The organism is Jeotgalibacillus terrae (genome assembly GCF_016908195.1).
GTDB classification, from domain to species: Bacteria; Bacillota; Bacilli; order Bacillales; family Jeotgalibacillaceae; genus Jeotgalibacillus; species Jeotgalibacillus terrae.
The window spans coordinates 98,230-119,135 of sequence record NZ_JAFBDK010000007.1 but is presented as its reverse complement, the minus strand read 5'-3'; the positions used below and the strand labels follow the sequence as shown (position 1 = coordinate 119,135).

Genomic DNA, 20,906 nt, shown 5'->3' with positions numbered 1-20,906 from the left:
TATTAGACGTTTATATTTCAATTAAGTTACAAAAATAATCTGAAAATAAAATGCCTTCCACTTGAGATGAAAGTGGTTTCATAATACCCTTATGTAAAGGCTTTGCTGAAGTTGGCTGGTGATTTCCGCTCCAGCTGTACCAGAACGATATTTAACTTTAAATCGGCTAAAATAAAAGAGGAGATGTTTGTATGGTGAAAGTAGCATTACAATTATGGTCAGTGAAAGAAGCGATGGAACAGAACCCTGAAGACACAATTCGTAAGCTGAGTGAAGCCGGATACGACGGTGTACAGCTTGCAGGGGATTACGGCAAGTCAGGAGCGGAATGGAAAAAGCTCCTTTCGGAAAATCACCTCGGTGCAGCCGGCATTCATATACCAGTCACAGCACTTGAAAATAAAGATGAACTGAATCACTGGATCAGCTTCAGTAATGAAATCGGCAATAAAAAACTGATTATTCCATTTGTAGACGAGGAATGGAGGACACTTGAGGGTTATAAAAAGCTCTCCAGACTGTTGAATGAAGCGTACCCGACAGTGAGTCAGGCAGGTCTGCAGCTTGGTTACCACCACCATGATTTTGAATTTGCAACAGTGGAAACGGGTATTACTGGCTGGGATGTGCTTGAAGAAATGACTGAGCCGGATCAGATCTGTTTTGAAGTTGACGTCTACTGGACAGAATATGCAGGCGTTCATACATATAATCTTCTTGACCGTCTGAAAGAGAGAGTATTTTCTATTCACTTAAAAGATATGGTTGAAGAAAACGGCCATAAAAGAACTGCGGCGATCGGTCACGGAACACTTGATTTGAAAAGCTTCGCAGACCGCGTTGATACAGAGTGGCTCGTTGTAGAGCAGGAGCACTTTGACGGAGACCCGCTTGAAGAAGTGAAGCCGAGTGCGAATGTCGTGAAGGGCTGGTACAAATAATAAATAGCTAAAATCCGGGGCTGGTCCCGGATTTTTCGCTTTATGCAGGCGTTGCTATATGTAAGATGAATGGTTCGGCGGGTGTGGGCGTAGGATGATAGGAGATTCCGGCCTTGGATATCAGTCGGTTCGTAGAATAGTATGCGATGTTCGGAGAAAAACCGTTTACGTTCGAAGAAAAATATGTGAGATTCGCAGGAAAATACAATAAGTTCTTAGAAAAACACAGCACGTTCGCAGAAAAGTGTAAATAGACCTACGTCTTGCCGGCACCAAAACCCATTTTCAAAACATCAAAAAGGAGTGCGACAAACATGATCTATCCAAAAAGACTGCAAATCGGAGACACAGTCGGGTTTATTGCCCCTGCAAGTCCGCCGAATATAGAAAGTATGGAAAAATCGATTGAATTCTTCACGTCACTCGGTCTGAAAGTAAAAGAAGCTAAACATGTCCGCAACGTCAACGGCTACCTCGCAGGGAGAGATGAGGAAAGGCTTGAGGATCTGCATGCAATGTTTGCTGCCCCGGAAATAAAAGCAGTGATTTGCGCCGGCGGAGGATACGGCACTGGCAGGATTGCTGACAAAATCGATTATGATCTGATTCGCAACAACCCAAAAATTTTCTGGGGCTACAGTGATATCACTTATTTACATACAGCGATCCGCCAGGCGACAGGGCTTGTGACATTCCATGGTCCAATGCCTGCTTCTGATATCGGGAAAGATGAATTTCATGAGCTTTCAGGGAAAATGTTTGCGCAGCTGTTTGAACCAAGAGAGCTTCATTATACGGAAGCTTTCGGTGAGCTGAATGTGATCGCTTCAGGCGGTGCAACCGGTGAATTCACTGGCGGTAACCTTTCACTCATTGTCAGCACACAGAATACGCCGCATGAAATAGATATGAAGGATAAAATTCTTTTAATAGAAGATATAGACGAAGAGCCTTACAAAATCGACGCGATGCTGAGCCAGCTGAAGTCAGCAGGTAAGCTGCAGGAATTGAACGGAATCGTAGTGGGGGACTTTAAAAATGCTGTGCCGACAAACGGCAAACCTTCACTGTCACTTGAGGAAGTGATGCATCATTATTTAGGAGACCTTGGAATCCCGGTTGTATCAGGATTTAAGATCGGTCACTGTGAACCGCATTTTTCAGTACCGCTTGGCGTCAATGCAAAGCTTTCAGCAGCTGATAAAACGCTCACGCTGCTGCCGGGGATTGAGTCATGAAGATCCGCAGTATTGAAACGTTCCGTGTGAGAGTGCCATTAAAAAAGCCATTTAAGACAGCGCTTAGAACGCTGACGGTCTCTGACTCTGTCATTGTCAAAATCACAGATGAAGAAGGCCGCACAGGGTATGGGGAAGCACCGCCGACGCATGTGATTACAGGAGATTCACTGGCAGGTATTGAAGAAGCGATCAATGGCATCATCGCCCCGCAATGTGTGGGGCAGTCGCTTTTAAATAGAGAGAACCTGCTGCATACGATCAATAAAGCGATGGTCCGTAACACGAGTGCTAAGGCGGCTGTAGACTGTGCGATCTATGATCTGCTCGCACAGCACGCAGACATGCCGTTGTATCAATTCCTGGGCGGATCAACTGACTCATTTGATACGGATTATACAGTCAGTGTGAATGAGCCTGAAGAGATGGCTGAGGATGCTAAGCAATTTAACCAGGACGGTTTTTCAGTGCAGAAAATTAAAGTCGGGACTGGTGCGATTGAAGATGATCTGAAACGTATCAGAGCGATTCGTGAAAAGACAGACTGCACGCTTAGACTCGATGCGAATCAGGGATGGACAGCGAAAGAGGCGGTATATGCGATCAGCCGGATGGAAGATGAGGGTCTGAACATTGAGCTCGTCGAACAGCCGGTAAAAGCGCATGATATACAAGGATTAAAATATGTGACAGACCATACATACACACCAATTATGGCTGATGAAAGTGTGTTCAGCCCACAGGACGCGATCCGCGTACTCGAAATGCGTGCAGCGGATCTGATTAATATTAAGCTGATGAAAGCAGGCGGTATTCATCAGGCGCTGATCATTGCAAAGCTTGCTGAAGCGTATGATATTCCATGTATGACAGGCAGTATGATCGAGACGAAAGTCGGTATCTCAGCAGCCGCACATTTTGCAGCAAGTCAGCGGATCATCACGCGCTATGATTTTGATGCACCGCTTTTACTTGCTGAGGATATTGTGGGTGGCGGCGTTCAGTTCGACCGCGCACGTATGACGTTTAGCGGGACGGCAGGGCTTGGCATTGAGTCAATTAAAGATGATGCAGTAATTGGGAGGGGACAAGCGTGAGAACAGCTCATATCAATGTAACAGCAGCAACACTCTGGACAGAGCCGGCATCACCGCGCGACATTGATGCACTGGCGCTGACATCACCTGTTGAGATTGAAAAATGGCTTGAAGGCATGACTGGTGAAGAGCGCAAAGATCTGTTGGACAGCAATCGCGTACAGTCGCAGGTGCTTTACGGAGACGTTGTGGAGATCGAAGAAGTTCAGGGAGACTGGGCGCATGTGATTGTACTTTCTCAAAGCTCAAAAAAGCACCCGGCAGGCTATCCGGGCTGGATCCCTTCTATCCAGCTGACTGAAATTGACGCAGCTGATATGGAGCCGTCAGAAGAGAAAATGATCGTCACATCAGATTTCGCCCCGCTTTTAGGTGAAAACGGTGAGACGCTGACAACGCTCGCTTTCACTACGATCCTCCCTGTCACCGATGTGCAGGACGGACTTGTTGAAGTCCACAGCCCACATGGTCAGGCTTTTGTGAAAAGGGATGCCGTACAACTTTTCCATGGCGATCTGAAAAAAGGAACGCCGGCTGATATTTTAAAAGACGGGGAAAGGTTTCTGGACCTGCTGTATCTCTGGGGCGGCATGACGCCGCACGGCTATGACTGCTCTGGCTTCAGCTACTCCATGATGCGGGCGAACGGTTATCTGATTCCGCGTGATGCCTCAGACCAGGCGGCGGCAGGTAAAGAAATCGCCAAAGAAGATGTGCAGCCAGGAGATCTGATTTTTTTCGCATACGAAGAAGGAAAAGGAGACCTGCATCACGTAGCCATTTATCACGGAGACGGAAACATGATTCACTCACCGACTCCCGGTAAAAAAATCATGATCCAGGAAATCGCAGGAACATTTTATGAAAAAGAATGGTGCGGGGTCAGGCGCTACTGGGCGGAATAAATAAAAGAGAAGATCATCATACACTTTATGATGTGCCGCGATTCCGTGAAGCAGGTTTGTACCCTCCGCAATGTGGGAATAACATGATTAACTTGAGCAAAAGCGGGAGGGATTCATAATGGGAAGACTCATTAAACGCGCAATCAAATACGGACCGATCGTGTACCCGTTCATCCGTAAGTTTTTAAATAGCCGTAAAACAAAGCGATATTAAATGAATGAAGAGAGGCTGTCCTGAGGGGTAGTCTTTTTTGTTGGGGTGCGATGGGTATAGGGTTAAGGACTTGAGGTCATATCACTGGTTTTACAGATCCTATCTATCGGTAAACCAATCGATCACAAACGATTTTATTCAGATCATATTAATTTTTTCTGCAGCAACAGCAATGCTCGTGTGATCACATTAACAGCGTTTGCACAGCAGCGATGACGAATCATGTCGGAAAGTATTTTGCCAAAAGGTTTGCTATTTCCAAAACCCCATGCTATGATAAGTCTATGCTTAATACGTAACACCATCTAATTCACATGTTATCAGGAACTTTTTACATTTTCCGATCATGTAAAAAGCTTGTGATAGCATGTGAATTCTTTGTTTTTACTCAGCTATTAAGTAAAACTTAGAACACAGTGGAGGAATTACCCATGAACGAAGGTACAGTAAAATGGTTTAATGCAGAAAAAGGATTTGGATTTATCGAAGTAGACGGCGGCGAAGACGTATTCGTACACTTCTCAGCTATCACTGGCGACGGATTCAAAACTCTTGAAGAAGGTCAAAAAGTTAGCTTTGAAATCACTCAAGGCAACCGTGGCGACCAAGCTGCTAACGTTGTAAAATTATAATTTTACACTTCCAAAACACCCGCTTCTCTTTTGAGGAGCGGGTGTTTTTTTGCGTTGTGATATTCATGCTGCTTACATCACCCGTGTTTTAACCACGAACCACATAGGGAAAGACAAAAGTATACCAAAAGAAAGTGTGTGATGATCATGAAACCACTGGCGCAGTCTTTTTATGAGCGATCTGCACTTGAGCTTGCGGAGGCTTTGATTGGGAAGTTGCTTGTGAAGGAGACGTCTGAGGGCAGGGCTTCCGGTATTATTGTAGAGACGGAGGCGTATATGGGTGCTGAAGACCGGGCGGCGCATAGTTATGGCAACCGCCGGACGCGCCGGACTGAGATTATGTTTGGGAAGGCTGGTTCTGTGTATACGTATCAAATGCATACACATACGCTTGTGAATGTTGTGGCATCTGAGGTGGACACTCCGCAGGCTGTGCTGATTCGGGCGGTTGAACCGGTTGAAGGACTTCATTTAATGGAGGCAAGGCGGCCGGGAAGAAAGCAGGTTGAGTGGACGAATGGGCCCGGAAAGCTCACGAAGGCGCTTGGGATTGCGATGAGTGATTATGGATCCCATTACACAGTGCCGCCGCTGCAGATTTTTGAAGGATGGGAAGATCGTGAATTTGAAGTGATGACAGGTCCGCGGATCGGGATTGATAATACAGGAGAAGCGCGTGATTATCCATGGCGCTTTTTTGTAAAAGGCAATCCGTATATTTCAAGGTAAATGAAGAGGAGGAAACGAGTATGACATTTAAAGCGGTAATGGTTGACTTAAAAGATGATCAGGTCGAAGCAAAATTGACGGATGTAAGGGAAGATCAGCTGCCAGAAGGTGAAGTGCTGATTAAAGTGGCGTATTCAAGCGTTAATTTTAAAGATGGACTGGCCGGATTAAAAGATGGCAAAATCGTTCAGTCCTATCCATTTATACCGGGAATTGATCTTTCAGGAACGGTTGAGTCGTCAGAAGACAGCCGTTTTCAAAAAGGGGATCAGGTCATTGCGACGAGCTATGACATCGGTGTGACGCATTTTGGCGGGTACAGTGAATATGCGCGGATCCCGGCAGACTGGGTGGTGCCATTGCCAGAAGGACTTTCATTAAGAGAGGCAATGATCTTCGGGACAGCTGGCTTCACAGCAGCACTGTCTGTACATAGGCTTGAAAAAGAGGATGTCACGCCTGAATCAGGTGAAGTACTCGTTACCGGTGCAACTGGCGGTGTTGGCAGTATGGCTGTCGCGATGCTCGCAGCAAAAGGGTATGAGGTGGCTGGGAGTACTGGTAAATCATCGGAACATGATTATTTAAAATCTCTTGGCGCGAGTAAAGTCATTTCGCGTGATGAGGTGTATGATGGCGGGAAAATCAGACCGCTTAACAAAGGAATCTGGGCTGGAGCTGTAGATCCTGTCGGCGGTGACAGTCTGGCTTCTGTGCTGAGTAAAATGAAGCAAAACGGGGCGGTTGCAGTCAGCGGCCTGACTGGCGGAACTAAAGTACCGGCCACTGTGCATCCATTTATCCTGCGGGGTGTCAGTCTGCTCGGTGTGGATTCCGCCTACTGTGCAATGCCTCTGCGGGAACAGATCTGGAAGCGTCTCGGCTCTGATCTAAAGCCTTCCATGCTTGAAGAACTGGTGGATCGTGAAGTAGCGCTTGAAGACGTTCCGCAGGCGATGACTGATATTATTGAAAGTAAAATCCGCGGCCGCGTGCTGGTGAAGGTTGCCGGGGAATAGATGAAAAAAAGCTGTCCGGAGTTGATCCGGGCAGCTTTTTTGCGTACAGGTTAAAGTGCTTTACTCCACACTCACATACCCTGTCTCCTCCACAATCCATTGGCCTTCCTCAGACAAAATCCAGTCAATCAGCTGCTGCTCTTTTTCAGTACGTCCACCTACAGTGATCGCATAGAACTCAGCAGAAAGGGGATAACTATCGTTGCGAATCGAATCAGCTGAAGGATGAACACCGTCAATGGCCAGCAGCTTGATATCCCTATTCCGAACCATTTCTGTGGAAAAGAATCTGTAAGAAAAGCCAATCGCGTTACCGTGATTACGATAATCAGATGTCTCTTTAATAATGCCTCCCATTCCGGTTACAATTTCTTCGCCGGGCGCTTCCATAATCGGAATGCCATACATTAGTTTCTCAAGTGCAGTCTGGCTGCCGCTGTCATCCGGCCGCTGGAATGCCTGGATTTCTTCATCCTCCCCGCCGACATCTTTCCAGTTTGTGATCTTACCGGAGTATATGTCCTGAATTTCTTCAGTGGTTAAAGAATCCACAGGGTTATTCACATTTACAAAAAACACAAAAGCTTCACGTCCGATTGGTGTCATTTCGAATGTGTGTCCTGCACGTTTTGCGGCAAGCTCCTGCCTTTCAGAGGGGCCTGCAGTGAAAATGATGTCTGTTTCTTCATCGATGAGCCTTTGATAGGCATGATCGGTCTTGGTCGATAGAACCACTGAGTTACCCACATGTGGATAATCATTCTCGGGATAAACTGCCTGAACAAAAGCTGAATACAGTGGATACAGTGCCGTTGCACCATCGAGTTTTGGTAAGTCTTCTTCTAAATGCAATGACGCTTCGCGATCCATTGACACGGCTTTTGTACCGGATTCAAACGGCTCATACTCAGTCAGATCGACCTCTGCAGAATTCGTTATGTTCACAAGGTAAGCGTCATAAGCGGCCATGCTGCCAATTGTTAAAAGGACAGTTGCTATGACTCCAATAAGCGTATAGGTAAGTTTTTTACCCTTAAGCAGCCGGAAAAAGCGGAGAATAAATAATATGTATAAAATTACACTTACGACAATCAGGATGATCATTTCACGCTGTCCGATGATCAGCAACGTGTATAGACTTGCAAAGCTGACAAAAAAGAATCCAACAACACCAACAAAGATGACACCTATTGCTCGTAGCAGATTATTCTTCGGTCGTTCTTCCATGATTCAATTCCTCCAATCTCAGATAGGCTTCTTTTTCATCAAACGTACTGATCCATCTGAAATGCTTCTGATCCAGAATGCGGTAATGCTTGCTGATGACGTTCTGCTGAAGTCGGTATTCACCAGCATTGTGAAGCTCTTTCCACCATACTTTTCCGCCAAGCGTACGACTGACCGGCTCATCTGCATGTTCAAATGTAACCAGTCTGATGACTTCAAGCGGTTCATCTCCAAGTGTATGGTGCAGCACTTCACTCTGATGAAAAAGGGCAGTTATAGCAACCACTGTATTCCATCCTGGGAGAGAACGGTCTTTCTCGATCTGAACAAGTGTTTTTTTAGATATCCCCAGGATGTCAGCCATTTTGTCCTGAGAATAACCATTTTCTACACGAATTAACTTCATCTTTTCCGCAATCATGTGGATAACCTGCTCTTTATTCAAAAAATTCACCCCTGTCAGATTAAAAAGTTCCTTATAGTGTAATATTACACCATTTGAAATATTCGTCAATGAAAACTTTTACACAGTTGTGGGTAAATGGTGTGGATAGTGAAGATAAATATTTGCATCAAGTTGTAGCAATTCCTGCTCAGCTGGTATTCATTCTTGACCCAGGGGTAGTGGTACACACGGTAACTGGCAGCAATTCACGCCGTTCCGGTAGCGATCCTCCGCTCCTGATGTCACATCCTTTTAAACAGCCGTAGTCATCACCTCAAACTGTCCACAATCAACCCGAAATTTCCTCCCCATCCCCAAATAAATCATGCTACACTAATAGCACTGAAATGGTACGGAGGTGGTGACGGGATGGAGATTGAAGATATGGAGCAGTATCTCGAGGAGCAGTATGACATGATGGATGTATGTCTGCTTGCGGGAAAGATTATGCTTGAGAGCGGAGCGGAGACATATCGCGTGGAAGATACGATGATGCGGATCGCAAAGAATTACGGGATTAAAGAATCCCACAGCTATGTCACGCCGACTGGCATCATGTTTTCGATTGAGACAGAAGAGCCGACGAAGACAAAGCTGATCCGGATTTCAGACCGCACCACAGATTTGAAAAAAGTGATGCTTGTGAACAGCACCTCCCGCAGAATTGCAAATGGAGAGCTGGACGTTGCACAGGCTTATCGTATTTTAAAAAGAATTTATAAAGATGATGAAACGTATTCTCATAAAACGCGGGTGGCTGCAGCTGCAGTTTCAAGCGGCTGTTTCCTCATGATGTTTCAGGGGTCATGGGCGGATTTTATTCCTGCAGTGATTATTGGCGGACTTGGCTTTGCAAGTGTTGTATACGTTCATGAGCTTGTCCTGATTAAGTTTTTCTCTGAGTTTATGGCGGCGCTTGTCATTGGACTGCTCGCTGCCGGTGCAGTTGCGGTGGGGTTTGGACAGGAGCTTGATAAGATTATTATTGGTTCAGTCATGCCGCTTGTGCCTGGACTTTTGATTACAAATGCAGTCAGGGACTTGATTGCAGGTCATTTTATATCCGGATTATCCAAAGGAGCCGAAGCTTTCCTGACCGCGTTTGCGATTGGTTCAGGAATTGCAGTTGTTGTCACATTATTATAGAAAGGGGGAGAACCTGTGGATATCTTGATTCAAGTCGTTACAAGCTTCATTGCGGCTGCGGGATTCGGCATTATTTTTAACGCACCGAAAGAAGCACTCTGGAAATGCGGACTTGTCGGGATGCTCGGCTGGATGGCCTTTTTCATCCTGACGCTTCAGGGGATCGGGGAAGTACCTTCAACTGTGGCAGCAGCATTTATGATTGCTGTGATCAGTCAGGTGTTCTCCCGCGTCTATAAAGCGCCTGTTATTATCTATATCGTATCCGGTATTATTCCGCTTGTACCGGGCGGAACTGCATACAATGCAATGCGCTCATTTGTAACGAATGATTATAATATGGCACTTTCCTATGCGGCAAAAGCATTTATGGTATCAGGGTCTATTGCGATGGGTATTGTACTGTCAGAGGTAATCAGCCAGATTATGAAGCAGAGCCGGTTGAAGAGAATCGGTTAATATGAAAAAGCCCGGCGTTGCGCCGGGCTTTTTCATATGGACTATTTCATTTTCAGTATCTGGGCAGTAAAAGTAGTAAAATCGTTCAGGTGTTCTTCAATAATGGACTGTAAAATATCCAATGCCAGTTCCTGATATTCATGGACTGCAATATTTTTGAATCCAACCATCGCTTTTAAGGTAGCGGAAATTTCCGGGCTGAGGTATTCTGCTTTTTCCAAAAAATCGAATGCTTCGCGGCTGGTTTTTGGTATTCCGAGCTTTTTCATCTGGACAACGTGTAATGCTAAATCAATCGATACCTGACAGGCCCGTTGAATATTAAGAACGATACTATCCTGCTTGGTGAAATCTTCAAGGTTTTCCGGGTTTTGATCATACACTTCTCTTACACGACGGATGCAGCGTTCAATTGATGACACCTTATTCACGATCACATCACTCTTCATATACACGCCCCCGCTGTTCGACATCTTTCAATATATTCATTCGCATTTCATTTAACTCTACATACATAGCCAGACTTTTAATTTTTTCTTTATGGTAAAGGTCCTCGTTTTTTGTATATATACATTTCCCGTCATAATACACTTGAGCAGCAAAAACTGTATCAATTTTTCTGAGGTCTACCAGATCTGCTTCTGCACCGAGCAGTTCAGATAATTGGCTTTTTAACATGAGACGATCAAACGGCGCAATTTGCTTTCCCGGATAATAAGCGATATCGTAATCACTTGTTTCACGGGCAGTTGATCTGGCACGGGACCCGAAAAGCAGGATGAATTCCGGATCAAGAGATTCAATTAATTTGTTAATGACAGGTTTCATATGATCCATAGTGACTCCTCCAGACCGGTATTTTCTATAGTGTACCATATTACTTCCCAGCCAATTCACATCATTTCTGCCATGGATTTTCTCCCATTCCTGACAACTCAATATCAGTATGACTCTCAGTCCTGTGGAAAGACTAATCAGGTGACAGGATTGGGGGTGTTGGACATGAACCATGGAAAATCAATGCTGATCAAAGCGCTGTTATTGTTTCCGGTGATCTGGATTGTACTGACAGGCTTCAATGAGGTATCGTTTACAGATTCAACCATTGTTGCTGTTGTGCTTTATGTAGTCGCTTATATCGGGGATATGCTGGTTGTCAGAAATGCGGGGAATACGGTTGGTACGATTGGTGATCTGCTTCTGGGGACACTTGTGATCTGGTTTACACTTGTTCTGCTCGGCTATAACGATATCTTTGGTGAAGCACTCGCAGCTGGTTTGATTTTGACTGCAGGTGAGTATTTTTACCATAAGTGGCTGATTCACAACCTATTTGAGGAAACCGCAGAACCTATAGGAAATATATAAAAAAATTCCCGGAGAAATGTCGAGATGAAAATCTCTATTTCCCGGGAAATTTGTCGATCGATTCATATTTGATAGCCTGCTGTATGAATTTCAGAACGATGTTTTCTAAGAGATTTCTCCTGATACATCTGATGATCAGCTTTCACTAATAATTCATCGAGTGTCCGGCCGTCAGTGGGATAAGCAGCATGGCCAATGGAAATCTTCAGGTTGATCACACCATGTTCAATCAGCTTATCATTTTCAATCGCAACTCTGAGTTCCTGTTTCATACTTGAGATCGATTGCTCGTCCACAGGCTGATGAATAATGACAACAAACTCGTCTCCGCCAAGACGGACAGCCGTGTAACGATGCCATGAGAAATCTCTCAGTGAGTCAGCCATTTTAATCAGCACATCATCACCTGTTTTGTGGCCAAACGTGTCATTGATTTGTTTGAAACCATTTAAATCCAGAGAAAATAAGACAAAGGATTCATTCGATTCCTCTTTAAAAAGCTGTTCTATATAATCGCTTAAGTATTTTCTATTTGGAAGTCCGGTCAGGTAATCATGCGTCGCAAGCTTTACGATACGATTATGGTTTCTATAATGAACGGCAATACTAAGGCCGTAAGTCCATCCGAGTGTCCATATGATGACCACAAAAAATAAATAACTCGTATATGGATGAGCATCAAGATTTGCTTCAAATGAGCCATTCCATGCTAAAACCCATCTTCCTGCAAAAGAGGTTCCAATCAGCACAAATATTGCGGCGGACAGCATATATATTTTTCGTTCCATACCAGTTGATTTCCACAGGAGAAAAAATGCAGAAAAATAGAAGATCAGAATCATCAAAGAATCGAAAAATAAGAAGCGCTCGTTTGGCTCGTCTCTTAGAATGATGATGAACACAGTTGAATAAAGCATCACTAATAAATATATGTAAGAACGTAATCGTTCTCCTCTGTAACCGCGGAATCTAAAAATGCCTTCAAGGATTAATATAGGAGCAAGTATAGTTGCAATGTTATTCAGTACGACAGTATAAGATCCAATGTATGAAGCAAAAGGCAAAGGAAGAAAGCCCAGTCCGCCGATAATGGCAGCCCATGCCCACATGCCAAGTCCTCTTTCCTGGAGGTTCATCTTCCAGGTAACCGTCATGACGACAGCTGAAATGATCGCAAGTAAAAATAAAACTGCCCCAAGCGTTATTGGATCGAACATATGAAAGTCCCACCTCCTGTACCGATCTTCTCCTTTATTATACATGAGGATAGGACTAAATATCTAATTTTGCAGAATATTTATTTTTTTGGAAAACTGAGCATTATTTATTTATCGCGGCGTTATCAACGATCAGTGTAACATCTTTATGATTACATAAGGCTGAAGCAGGAAACGCGGGGTCCGTCTCACCGTCTAAAAGACGCTTTACGGCTTCTGCCTTCTTCTTCCCGGATGCGAGCAGGACAATCTTTTTACTGCGCAAGATAGACTTTACACCCATTGTAATCGCATGCGACGGCACTTCTTCAGCAGAACGGAAGTAGCGTGCGTTCGCCTCGCGCGTGGAATCAGCAAGCCTGATCACATGGGTATTTCCATCGAAGTCACTGCCCGGCTCATTAAAGCCGATATGACCGTTCTCGCCAATACCCAGAATCTGCAGGTCTGGCGGGCCAATTTTCTTAAGAAGCTTCTCATATTGACTGCACTCTTTTTGAAGGTTGGGCGCCATCCCGTTTGGAATAAATGTGTGTTCCCTTGGAATATCCACGTGAGAAAACAAATGCTCATTCATATACCTGTGGTAGCTTTTGGAATGAGTTGGGTCGAGCCCGATATATTCATCAAGGTTAAATGTCTTCACATGTTTAAATGAAATCAGTCCTGCGCGATATTGTCTGACAAGCAGCTGATACATCCCGACCGGTGTGCCTCCTGTTGCGAGCCCAAGCACCGGATCCTCATGACTTCGTATGCATTCACCAACCAATCCGGCAGCGTGCTTACTCATTTCAATGTAGTTCTTCACAATCACAACATCCATGACAATCCCTCCTTCTGATAGACAACTTCACCGCGGCAGATCGTCAGTACCACGTCGAAGGATGCATCAAGTACAACAAAGTCCGCGTCCTTTCCAGGTTCAATACTGCCTTTACGATCCCATACCCCAAGCTGGCGCGCTGCATTCCCTGATGTGATTTTTGCAAGGTCATCAATCGTGATGTCTGTAATAGACATCATATTTTTAACCGCATGCTCCATCGTCAGTACACTGCCGGCAAGCGTTCCGTCAGCCAGCCGTGCTTCAGTTCCTTCCACGGTTACCTGCTGGCCGCCAAGATCATACTTCCCGTCAGACAGACCCTTCGCACGCATCGCATCCGTAATCAGCATCAGACCGTCAGCACCTTTTTCGTTCCAGGCAAGCCTCACCGCCTCAGGGTGACTATGTACAAAATCCGCAATGATTTCAGCCTTTAATCCTCTTTCTGTCAGCGCACCGCCAGCGATACCAGGGTCCCGGTGATGAAACGGACTCATTTGGTTATACAGATGCGTTACCTGAGACGCACCTGCAGCAACCGCCTGCTTCAGCTCTTCATACGAAGCATCTGAATGCCCGACAGAAACCGTCACACCGCTGTCTGACACTCCTTTTGTAAAATGAAAGCCATTCTCCCTTTCAGGTGCAGCGGTCACTACTTTAATTGCACCGCCGCACGCTTCCTGAAAAGCCTGGAATAATTTAGGATCAGGTGCAATCATCAACTCGGGATCCTGAGCCCCGGCTTTTTCGGGTGAGAGAAACGGTCCTTCCAGGTGAACACCAATCACCTCAGCACCTGACGTTTGCTGACCCATAAATTCGGCTGTATTCCGAAGCGCCTTCATCACAGCATCTTCAGTCTGCGTCATCGTTGTAGCCAGAAAAGAAGTCACACCCTCTTTTACCAGCGCATCCGCCATTGTCTGAAGTGCCTCAGGCGTCGCATCCATCACATCAGCCCCGGCCGCCCCGTGGATGTGGGGGTCGATGAATCCGGGGAGGAGATGGTGGGTTGGGGGGATTGAGATGGCGGTTTGCTCTTCAGGGGATTCAGATATAGATATGATTTTGCCAGCAGAAATGAAAATATTCTTTTTGTCATTATTAGTAAAGTACTCAATCACTAGGTGGTTGGTCATAATAGCACTCCCGAGTCATATTTATACACAGTATATAATGATACAAAAAATAATGAAATAATATTTTAAAAATTCAATTGATTTTTAAAATGAATATAGATAAGCTGAGATGAAATAGAAAGATTTATAACATAGAAAGTGAGGACGAGTATGGGAGAAATCAAGGGAGGGATCATTATACTTTCTGAAATGGCAGGTAAATTACCGAAATCGGAAAGTAAAATCGCTCAATATATTCTTTCGCATCCTGAGGAAGCAGTTCAGCTCACTGCTGCAAAGCTCGGTGAAAAAAGTGGAACCAGCAGTGCAGCGGTGATAAGACTGTGTAAATCTGTGGGATTCTCTGGGTTTCAGGAATTGAAAATCCGTGTTGCCGGGGATCTGAAGGAAGATAATAAAGAGTCTTACAGAGATATTAATCCCAAAGAGGAAGTTAAAAACATTGTTAGTAAGGTCACACAAAATACCATACGTATGTTAAGAGAAACAGTAGATATTTTAAGTGTAAAAGAGATTAATCAAGCTGTAGAAGTACTAAGTAAGGCTAAATCTATTATCTTTCTGGGTTTTGGAGGATCATATATTGCGGCAAAGGATGCAGAGCAAAAGTTCATGCGGATAGGTAAAGAAGTACATGCTTTTTCAGATACACATATGGCTGCGACTTTAATTGCAAATAAAGGAGTTAATGATGTGGTAGTTGGAATATCTTTTTCAGGTAATACGCCTGAAGTAGCCCGACTACTGGAGTTGGCACATAGTAAAGGTGTACAAACGATTGGGATCACAAAGTATGGACGGTCTCTTGTAAGTGAACAGGCTGATATTCAACTTTTTATATCACCAACCGGTGAAGCGACACTGCGTAGTGGTGCTACTTCATCCAGAATGGCACAACTTCATGTTATTGATATCTTACTCATGTGCATTGCATCAAGAGAATATGAAAATACAATGAAACAAATTGACGAAACTAGAGACTCTATATCATTTCTTAGGAAGGACAAATAGATTGTAATTTGAAAAAAGAGGTGAGATTAAAATGAATGATCGATTATTAAAGACCTTGAAAGGGATCACAAATGGTCACGCCCGTGCTTCACAAGCCGATCTCCTAGCCTATTCCTATGACGGCACCCCCGGATTTCAGGCCATGCCGGATGCGGTTGTGTCGCCCGGGTCTGCAGAGGAAGTGTCTGAGATTGTGAGATTTTGCAGGTCAGAAGGCATTCCGATTGTGCCGCGCGGGTCCGGAACGAACTTAAGTGCAGGAACGACGCCGACTGCGGGTGGGGTTGTGCTGCTGTTCAACCGGATGAATCAGATTCTTGAAATTGATGAAGAAAATCTGACAGTGACAGTGCAGCCTGGTGTCATCACCAAGGACCTGATTGATGCAGTGGAAATGCGCGGTCTGTTTTATCCGCCTGATCCATCATCTATGAAAATTTCAACAATTGGCGGGAACATCAGTGAGAATTCAGGCGGTTTACGCGGATTAAAGTACGGTGTGACAAAGGACTATGTGCTTGGTCTTGAAGCAGTGATGCCGGATGGTTCTGTCATCAAAACGGGCGGTAAACTGGCGAAAGACGTGGCGGGCTATGATCTGACAAAGCTGCTGACAGGAGCTGAAGGTACGCTTGGTGTCATTACGGAAGCGACACTGAAGCTGATTCCAATGCCGTCATCGAAAAAGACGATGCTTGCGCAGTTTGCAGCGATGGATCAGGCTGCTGAAGCAGTGTCTGCGATTATAGAGAACCGGATCATTCCAGCTACACTTGAATTCATGGACCGTGCGACGATCCGTGCAGTGGAGGACTTTGCAAAAGTCGGACTGCCGCTTGAAGCGGAAGCTATTCTGTTGATCGAGCAGGACGGGGCGGAGGCTGCTGTGAATGATGAGATGAAGCTGATGAAGGAAATCTGTGAGAAGCAGGGGGCTTTTTCAGTTGAGCTTGCGAAAACCGCTGAAGAAGCTAACAATCTGATGACAGCGAGACGTTCAGCGCTCTCTGCTCTTGCAAGACTGAAACCGACTACTATTTTAGAAGATGCAACTGTACCGCGGTCAAAAGTAGCTGAAATGGTGGAGGCAATTACGAAGATTGCCGCAAAGCATCAGGTGACGATCTGTACGTTCGGTCATGCTGGTGATGGGAATCTGCATCCGACGTGTATTACAGATGCGCGTAACACTGAAGAAATGCACCGCGTGGAAGCGGCATTCGAAGAAATTTTCAAAGAGGCAATCCGCCTGGGCGGAACAATCACAGGAGAGCACGGAGTCGGTGAGATGAAGGCTCCGTATCTGGAGTGGAAGCTTGGTGCATCAGGGATCAACGTCATGAAGCTAATCAAGCAGTCACTCGATCCGGATAATATCATGAACCCGAACAAAATATTCGGCAAGTCAGAAAAGAAACGTGTGGTGGTTGGCAGATGACAGTAGAACAGGCTTTTACAGAACGGATGGATGAAGGCGAACTGATGAACTGTATGCGCTGCGGCTTCTGTCTGCCCAGCTGTCCGACTTATATACAGACCGGTGGAGATGAGGTTCACTCCCCGCGCGGACGTATTGCCATGATGAAGGCTGTACACGATGGTCTGACGCCACTGACAGATGAGATGACGAACTCACTTGATGTCTGTCTCGGCTGCCGTGCATGTGAACCGGTCTGTCCTGCAGGCGTCCAGTACGGTCATCTGCTTGAAGAGGCCAGGACGATTATTCAGGACTATAAGAAACCTTCTGTGAAAGAGAAGGTTGTTCGCAGAACGGTATTAAATGAGCTGTTCCCAAAAAACGAACAGATGAATAGAGCAGTTGGTCTGGTCCGCTTCTATCAGACGTCAGGTCTGCAAAAAGGGATACGGAAAATCGGCTTTTTAAAGCTGTTTCCTGAATCGATGCGGGAGATGGAAAAGGTGCTGCCAGCAATTCCGAAAAGAACACGTACTGATAGAAAGCGCCTCCTTGCAACAGGTGAAAAGAAAGCGACAGTCGCATTCTTTCAAGGTTGCCTGATGGACACCATGTTTCAGGAGACAAATCAGAACACGATCAGACTCCTGCGGTCAGCAGGCTGTGACATTGTCATACCTGAAGGCCAGGGCTGCTGTGGTGCATTGCACGGACATGCCGGTGAAAAAGAAAAAGCGATTGAAATGGCAAAGCGGAATATTGAAGCATTTGAAGGAATGGAAGCAGATTATATCGTGTTGAACGCCGGAGGGTGTGGCGCGTATCTTGCGGGTTACGATCACCTCCTGTCTCAGGACATGGAGTGGCGTGAACGTGCTGCCAGATTCAAGGCAAAGATCCGCGACTTCTCAAGCATTCTCATTCAGCATGGCTTTGATGAGCGCATCCGCTTTAAAAAGCGTCAGCATCGCGTTACTTATCAGGATTCATGTCACCTTCGAAACGGAATGGGCGTACACCACGAACCGCGCCAGCTGATCCAGATGGTCGAAGGTGCTGATTATGTGGAGATGAAAAACGCAGACGGCTGCTGCGGCTCAGCGGGTGTCTACAATCTCGTGCAACCTGAAATGAGCATGCAGATCCTCGATGATAAGATGAAAAACGTAAAAGAAGCGGCACCAGGCGTGATTGTCACAGCGAATCCGGGCTGTCTGCTGCAGATGAAGCTTGGGATTGAACGAGCGGGACTGAGTGGTCAGGTGGAGGCTGTGCATTTGGCGGATTATCTAAATAATGATTGAGAGATAAGATTTAGAAAATTAAAAAAATGATTGACATTGCAAATGTGCTTGCATAAAATGTAGTTAAGCTACATATAAAGTAAATAAAATTAGTAGTTAAGCTACATTTTCTGTTTGGGAGGTAACATGGTAAATGGTCTTGAAAGGCTAAAACAAGGTTTGTCTTCACTAAAACCGTCTGAGAAAAAAGTTGCTCAATACATTCTTGATCATCCACAACTTGTATTGGATATGCCAATCGCAATGTTAGCAAAAAATGTTAGTACAAGTGAAGCGACTATCATTAGAATGTGCCGCTCTTTGCATATTAATGGTTTTAAGGAATTAAAACTGAGTATTTCGGCTTCGCTGAGCAGTCACAATGATGCTGAAGAGAGGTACAGAGACATTTCAGCAAACACCAGTTTGACAGATATCATTCAGTCGGTAGCAAATAATAACCTTCATTCAATAAAAAGTACACTGAACTTGATGGATGAAAAAACAATTAAAGCAGCCGTTGATTTAATTGCAGATGCGAGAAAAGTAGTAGTTATTGGTGTAGGGGCATCCGCTATTGTCGCATTGGATTTTGAACAAAAGCTCAGAAGAATCAATAAGTGGTGTGAGGCTCTTACAGATAGTCATTCTCAGCTTACATCAGCTGTTCATCTGGATGAACAAGACGTAGTCATTGCTATATCTTATTCCGGAGAGACAAAAGAGATCGTCAATACATTAAAACTGGCTGAGAAGAATAAAGTAAATATTATTTCATTAACAGCATACGGTACTAACACTGTACAGAAAAGAGCATCTGTTAATTTGTTTGTTTCTCCAATAGAAGCAAGCATTCGAAGCGGAGCAACAGCATCAAGAATTGCCCAATTAAGTGTAATTGATATTCTCTTTATAGGCATTGCGTCCTTAAATTACGAACAGTCTATTAATTATTTGGATAAGACCAGAGAAGCTATAAATAAAAAACATTAATACTGATAAGGCGATACGTTCATCAGAATCACTGTGTTTATTTGGAAACACAATTTTATTTTCGGGGGTGAAGGGAAGACGCTGAACGTAATTGCAAAATACCAATAAAAGAAAGCGCTTACTTTTAAAATATAATAAAAAATAGGGGTGGAAATAAATGAATAACAAAAAGTTGAAAAGAAGTTTGTTATCAGTTTCAGCATTATCACTTATCGCATTAGCAGGATGTTCTTCAGACGACTCATCTTCGGAACAGGCTGATAACAGCAATTCTGAAGGCGGGGTTTCAGGAGAGCTTGAAGTTCAATATTTTGTGGGCGGATACGGTGATGAGTGGTGGAAGAGTACAATTGAAGCATTTAAAGAGGAGTATCCAGATGTTGAAGTAATTGAACATTCCGGACCTAACATTAACGAAGAAATGAAAACACGCTGGATCTCAAATGATCCACCGGATGTTGTCTATATTGATGGTAACGGTGCTAATGAAACACAAATGATTAATGATGGACAGTTAATGGACCTTAGTGACTGGGCAAGTGATCTAACGTTTGAAGGTGATACCCCATTAATGGAAAGCTTTATTTCTCCGGCTCAGGAAGTCGACGGGGCTGTGTATAGCCTTCCGCTAGTCTTTGATACATGGGGTGCTTGGTATGATAGTGCCTGGTTTGAAGCTGAAGGATGGGAAGTCCCGGAAGACTTTGACAGCTGGTTAGCATCAATGAAAACGATCCAAAGCGATGCAGGAATTGAACCATTCATTACAACTGGTCAATATCCACAGTATTTCCAAAGGGGAGTCTTAAACCCTGCATTTGCTGCAGCTGGTGGAGAAGAATTACTTAATAATTTATCAAATGGTGTCGTAGAAGCGTGGGAAAGTGATGAAGCACTGGAAATTATGAAAAAAGTACAGGAAATTGTTGACGCAGGCCTGATTGATGAAGGATTTGCTGCGCGAAGCCATACACAAACACAGATGAATTTCCTTATGCATGAAACAGCTTATATACCAGTAGGCTTCTGGCTTCCAAATGAAATGGCGAATGATACACCGGAAGATTTTAAATACGGTTTTATTCCAACTCCTATGAATGATTCAGGAGATGCAATGGCACTCGTGCCGGATATCAGACCTGTAGCAATTGCAAAAGAGGCTGAGAATCCTGAAGCAGCTAAAGCATTTGTAGAGTTTATGTTCTCTGAAGAACGTGCACAGGCATTTGCAGAATCAACAGGTGCTATCATGAACCTTAAAGGTGTAGATTTGAGTGCAAATGAGAATGTACCTGAGTTTCTTAAAGGAATCAATGATCTAATTAATAATCCGGGAACAATTGAGATTTATAACCGTGCCCAGCCTACTGGGGAAGAGATGGAAATTGCTGTTGAAATTACGAATGAAGTAAAAGCACGCAGTGTTGACATTTTGATGGGTAAAATTACTGCTGAAGAATTCGTAAAAGCGATGGCAGATAAATCAAGAGAATTAAGAGGAGAATAATTGACTTAAAGGAGGAATGCGGAGTCGTATAGACTTTGCATTCCTCTCTCCATCTATAAGGGAAATACCTTCGTATTCTGA

22 protein-coding genes are annotated in these 20,906 nt (G+C 44.6%); 15 read left to right on the top strand and 7 right to left on the bottom strand.

The window, feature by feature from the left end; translation table 11 throughout:
- Nucleotides 1-191 precede the first annotated feature (191 nt).
- The 7 genes from JOD21_RS08945 (at nucleotide 192) to JOD21_RS08915 (ending at nucleotide 6,778) form a co-directional block, all read left to right on the top strand.
- The gene (locus tag JOD21_RS08945; protein ID WP_204729274.1) at nucleotides 192-941 is read left to right on the top strand and encodes a sugar phosphate isomerase/epimerase family protein; all 750 of its coding nucleotides are present in this window, start codon (nucleotides 192-194) and stop codon (nucleotides 939-941) included.
- Nucleotides 942-1,255: 314 nt separating this feature from the next.
- Nucleotides 1,256-2,179, top strand: coding sequence for a S66 peptidase family protein (locus JOD21_RS08940; RefSeq protein ID WP_204729273.1), 924 nt, complete (start codon nucleotides 1,256-1,258; stop codon nucleotides 2,177-2,179).
- A complete protein-coding gene (locus JOD21_RS08935) occupies nucleotides 2,176-3,276 on the top strand; it encodes a dipeptide epimerase (RefSeq protein WP_204729272.1) in 1,101 nt (366 codons plus the stop codon). Before JOD21_RS08940 ends, JOD21_RS08935 begins: the two co-directional genes overlap by 4 nt.
- Entirely contained in the window at nucleotides 3,273-4,181 is a 909-nt protein-coding gene (locus JOD21_RS19575) for an NlpC/P60 family protein (RefSeq protein ID WP_204729271.1), read from the top strand. Before JOD21_RS08935 ends, JOD21_RS19575 begins: the two co-directional genes overlap by 4 nt.
- Before the next feature lie 645 nt (nucleotides 4,182-4,826).
- Nucleotides 4,827-5,027 (top strand): cold-shock protein, encoded by a 201-nt coding sequence (locus tag JOD21_RS08925; RefSeq protein ID WP_041123677.1) that lies wholly within the window; start codon nucleotides 4,827-4,829, stop codon nucleotides 5,025-5,027.
- Between the two features lie 141 nt (nucleotides 5,028-5,168).
- Nucleotides 5,169-5,759: a DNA-3-methyladenine glycosylase gene (locus JOD21_RS08920; RefSeq protein ID WP_204729270.1), complete on the top strand. Its 591-nt coding sequence runs from the start codon at nucleotides 5,169-5,171 to the stop codon at nucleotides 5,757-5,759.
- Between the two features lie 20 nt (nucleotides 5,760-5,779).
- Entirely contained in the window at nucleotides 5,780-6,778 is a 999-nt protein-coding gene (locus JOD21_RS08915; protein WP_204729269.1) for an acrylyl-CoA reductase family protein, read from the top strand.
- Between the two features lie 60 nt (nucleotides 6,779-6,838).
- Here JOD21_RS08915 and JOD21_RS08910 read toward each other — a convergent pair whose 3' ends face one another.
- Entirely contained in the window at nucleotides 6,839-8,005 is a 1,167-nt protein-coding gene (locus JOD21_RS08910; protein ID WP_239581512.1) for a PstS family phosphate ABC transporter substrate-binding protein, read from the bottom strand.
- Complete coding sequence (locus JOD21_RS08905) at nucleotides 7,983-8,450, bottom strand: helix-turn-helix transcriptional regulator (RefSeq protein WP_239581511.1); 468 nt, start codon at nucleotides 8,448-8,450, stop codon at nucleotides 7,983-7,985. The genes JOD21_RS08910 and JOD21_RS08905 overlap by 23 nt, the downstream gene beginning before the upstream one ends.
- 384 nt (nucleotides 8,451-8,834) lie before the next feature.
- On the opposite strand from JOD21_RS08905, the gene JOD21_RS08900 reads away from it, so the two are divergent.
- Both JOD21_RS08900 and JOD21_RS08895 read left to right on the top strand, forming a co-directional pair.
- Complete coding sequence (locus tag JOD21_RS08900) at nucleotides 8,835-9,596, top strand: threonine/serine exporter family protein (RefSeq protein ID WP_204729364.1); 762 nt, start codon at nucleotides 8,835-8,837, stop codon at nucleotides 9,594-9,596.
- A gap of 15 nt (nucleotides 9,597-9,611) precedes the next feature.
- Nucleotides 9,612-10,055 (top strand): threonine/serine exporter family protein, encoded by a 444-nt coding sequence (locus tag JOD21_RS08895; RefSeq protein WP_204729268.1) that lies wholly within the window; start codon nucleotides 9,612-9,614, stop codon nucleotides 10,053-10,055.
- Nucleotides 10,056-10,096: 41 nt separating this feature from the next.
- Here the strand turns inward: JOD21_RS08895 and hepT are convergent, their stop codons facing one another.
- Nucleotides 10,097-10,504 carry a type VII toxin-antitoxin system HepT family RNase toxin gene (gene hepT, locus JOD21_RS08890; protein WP_204729267.1) on the bottom strand — a complete coding sequence of 136 codons (408 nt, stop codon included), beginning with the start codon at nucleotides 10,502-10,504 and terminating at the stop codon, nucleotides 10,097-10,099.
- The gene (gene mntA, locus JOD21_RS08885; protein WP_204729266.1) at nucleotides 10,494-10,892 is read right to left on the bottom strand and encodes a type VII toxin-antitoxin system MntA family adenylyltransferase antitoxin; all 399 of its coding nucleotides are present in this window, start codon (nucleotides 10,890-10,892) and stop codon (nucleotides 10,494-10,496) included. The genes hepT and mntA overlap by 11 nt, the downstream gene beginning before the upstream one ends.
- A gap of 165 nt (nucleotides 10,893-11,057) precedes the next feature.
- Here mntA and JOD21_RS08880 point away from each other — a divergent pair, with 165 nt between their 5' ends.
- Nucleotides 11,058-11,423: a DUF2512 family protein gene (locus JOD21_RS08880; RefSeq protein ID WP_204729265.1), complete on the top strand. Its 366-nt coding sequence runs from the start codon at nucleotides 11,058-11,060 to the stop codon at nucleotides 11,421-11,423.
- A 62-nt stretch (nucleotides 11,424-11,485) separates the two neighbouring features.
- Here JOD21_RS08880 and JOD21_RS08875 read toward each other — a convergent pair whose 3' ends face one another.
- From JOD21_RS08875 to nagA, 3 genes are all read right to left on the bottom strand, one after another.
- A complete protein-coding gene (locus tag JOD21_RS08875) occupies nucleotides 11,486-12,640 on the bottom strand; it encodes a GGDEF domain-containing protein (RefSeq protein WP_204729264.1) in 1,155 nt (384 codons plus the stop codon).
- A gap of 103 nt (nucleotides 12,641-12,743) precedes the next feature.
- Complete coding sequence (gene nagB / locus JOD21_RS08870; protein ID WP_204729263.1) at nucleotides 12,744-13,466, bottom strand: glucosamine-6-phosphate deaminase; 723 nt, start codon at nucleotides 13,464-13,466, stop codon at nucleotides 12,744-12,746.
- Nucleotides 13,454-14,611, bottom strand: a complete 1,158-nt coding sequence (gene nagA, locus JOD21_RS08865) for an N-acetylglucosamine-6-phosphate deacetylase (RefSeq protein ID WP_204729262.1) — start codon at nucleotides 14,609-14,611, stop codon at nucleotides 13,454-13,456. Before nagA ends, nagB begins: the two co-directional genes overlap by 13 nt.
- A 150-nt stretch (nucleotides 14,612-14,761) precedes the next feature.
- On the opposite strand from nagA, the gene JOD21_RS08860 reads away from it, so the two are divergent.
- The 5 genes from JOD21_RS08860 (at nucleotide 14,762) to JOD21_RS08840 (ending at nucleotide 20,825) form a co-directional block, all read left to right on the top strand.
- Nucleotides 14,762-15,622, top strand: coding sequence for a MurR/RpiR family transcriptional regulator (locus JOD21_RS08860; protein ID WP_204729261.1), 861 nt, complete (start codon nucleotides 14,762-14,764; stop codon nucleotides 15,620-15,622).
- Between the two features lie 31 nt (nucleotides 15,623-15,653).
- Nucleotides 15,654-17,060, top strand: a complete 1,407-nt coding sequence (locus JOD21_RS08855; protein ID WP_204729260.1) for an FAD-binding oxidoreductase — start codon at nucleotides 15,654-15,656, stop codon at nucleotides 17,058-17,060.
- The gene (locus JOD21_RS08850; protein ID WP_204729259.1) at nucleotides 17,057-18,346 is read left to right on the top strand and encodes a (Fe-S)-binding protein; all 1,290 of its coding nucleotides are present in this window, start codon (nucleotides 17,057-17,059) and stop codon (nucleotides 18,344-18,346) included. Before JOD21_RS08855 ends, JOD21_RS08850 begins: the two co-directional genes overlap by 4 nt.
- A 126-nt stretch (nucleotides 18,347-18,472) precedes the next feature.
- Nucleotides 18,473-19,318 (top strand): MurR/RpiR family transcriptional regulator, encoded by an 846-nt coding sequence (locus JOD21_RS08845; protein WP_204729258.1) that lies wholly within the window; start codon nucleotides 18,473-18,475, stop codon nucleotides 19,316-19,318.
- 157 nt (nucleotides 19,319-19,475) lie between these two features.
- Entirely contained in the window at nucleotides 19,476-20,825 is a 1,350-nt protein-coding gene (locus JOD21_RS08840; protein ID WP_041123663.1) for an extracellular solute-binding protein, read from the top strand.
- Nucleotides 20,826-20,906: the final 81 nt, after the last annotated feature.

Coding starts and splice junctions, on each gene's coding strand:
- JOD21_RS08900 (WP_204729364.1), top strand. CDS start 8,835: ATGGAGCAGTATCTCGAGGAGCAGTATGACATGATGGATGTATGTCTG.
- nagA (WP_204729262.1), bottom strand. CDS start 14,611: ATGACCAACCACCTAGTGATTGAGTACTTTACTAATAATGACAAAAAG.
- JOD21_RS08855 (WP_204729260.1), top strand. CDS start 15,654: ATGAATGATCGATTATTAAAGACCTTGAAAGGGATCACAAATGGTCAC.
- JOD21_RS08935 (WP_204729272.1), top strand. CDS start 2,176: ATGAAGATCCGCAGTATTGAAACGTTCCGTGTGAGAGTGCCATTAAAA.
- JOD21_RS08920 (WP_204729270.1), top strand. CDS start 5,169: ATGATCATGAAACCACTGGCGCAGTCTTTTTATGAGCGATCTGCACTT.
- JOD21_RS08845 (WP_204729258.1), top strand. CDS start 18,473: ATGGTAAATGGTCTTGAAAGGCTAAAACAAGGTTTGTCTTCACTAAAA.
- JOD21_RS08860 (WP_204729261.1), top strand. CDS start 14,762: ATGGGAGAAATCAAGGGAGGGATCATTATACTTTCTGAAATGGCAGGT.
- hepT (WP_204729267.1), bottom strand. CDS start 10,504: ATGAAGAGTGATGTGATCGTGAATAAGGTGTCATCAATTGAACGCTGC.
- JOD21_RS08880 (WP_204729265.1), top strand. CDS start 11,058: ATGAACCATGGAAAATCAATGCTGATCAAAGCGCTGTTATTGTTTCCG.
- JOD21_RS08910 (WP_239581512.1), bottom strand. CDS start 8,005: ATGGAAGAACGACCGAAGAATAATCTGCTACGAGCAATAGGTGTCATC.
- JOD21_RS08945 (WP_204729274.1), top strand. CDS start 192: ATGGTGAAAGTAGCATTACAATTATGGTCAGTGAAAGAAGCGATGGAA.
- nagB (WP_204729263.1), bottom strand. CDS start 13,466: ATGGATGTTGTGATTGTGAAGAACTACATTGAAATGAGTAAGCACGCT.
- JOD21_RS08940 (WP_204729273.1), top strand. CDS start 1,256: ATGATCTATCCAAAAAGACTGCAAATCGGAGACACAGTCGGGTTTATT.
- JOD21_RS08915 (WP_204729269.1), top strand. CDS start 5,780: ATGACATTTAAAGCGGTAATGGTTGACTTAAAAGATGATCAGGTCGAA.
- JOD21_RS08925 (WP_041123677.1), top strand. CDS start 4,827: ATGAACGAAGGTACAGTAAAATGGTTTAATGCAGAAAAAGGATTTGGA.
- JOD21_RS08850 (WP_204729259.1), top strand. CDS start 17,057: ATGACAGTAGAACAGGCTTTTACAGAACGGATGGATGAAGGCGAACTG.
- JOD21_RS08875 (WP_204729264.1), bottom strand. CDS start 12,640: ATGTTCGATCCAATAACGCTTGGGGCAGTTTTATTTTTACTTGCGATC.
- mntA (WP_204729266.1), bottom strand. CDS start 10,892: ATGGATCATATGAAACCTGTCATTAACAAATTAATTGAATCTCTTGAT.
- JOD21_RS08840 (WP_041123663.1), top strand. CDS start 19,476: ATGAATAACAAAAAGTTGAAAAGAAGTTTGTTATCAGTTTCAGCATTA.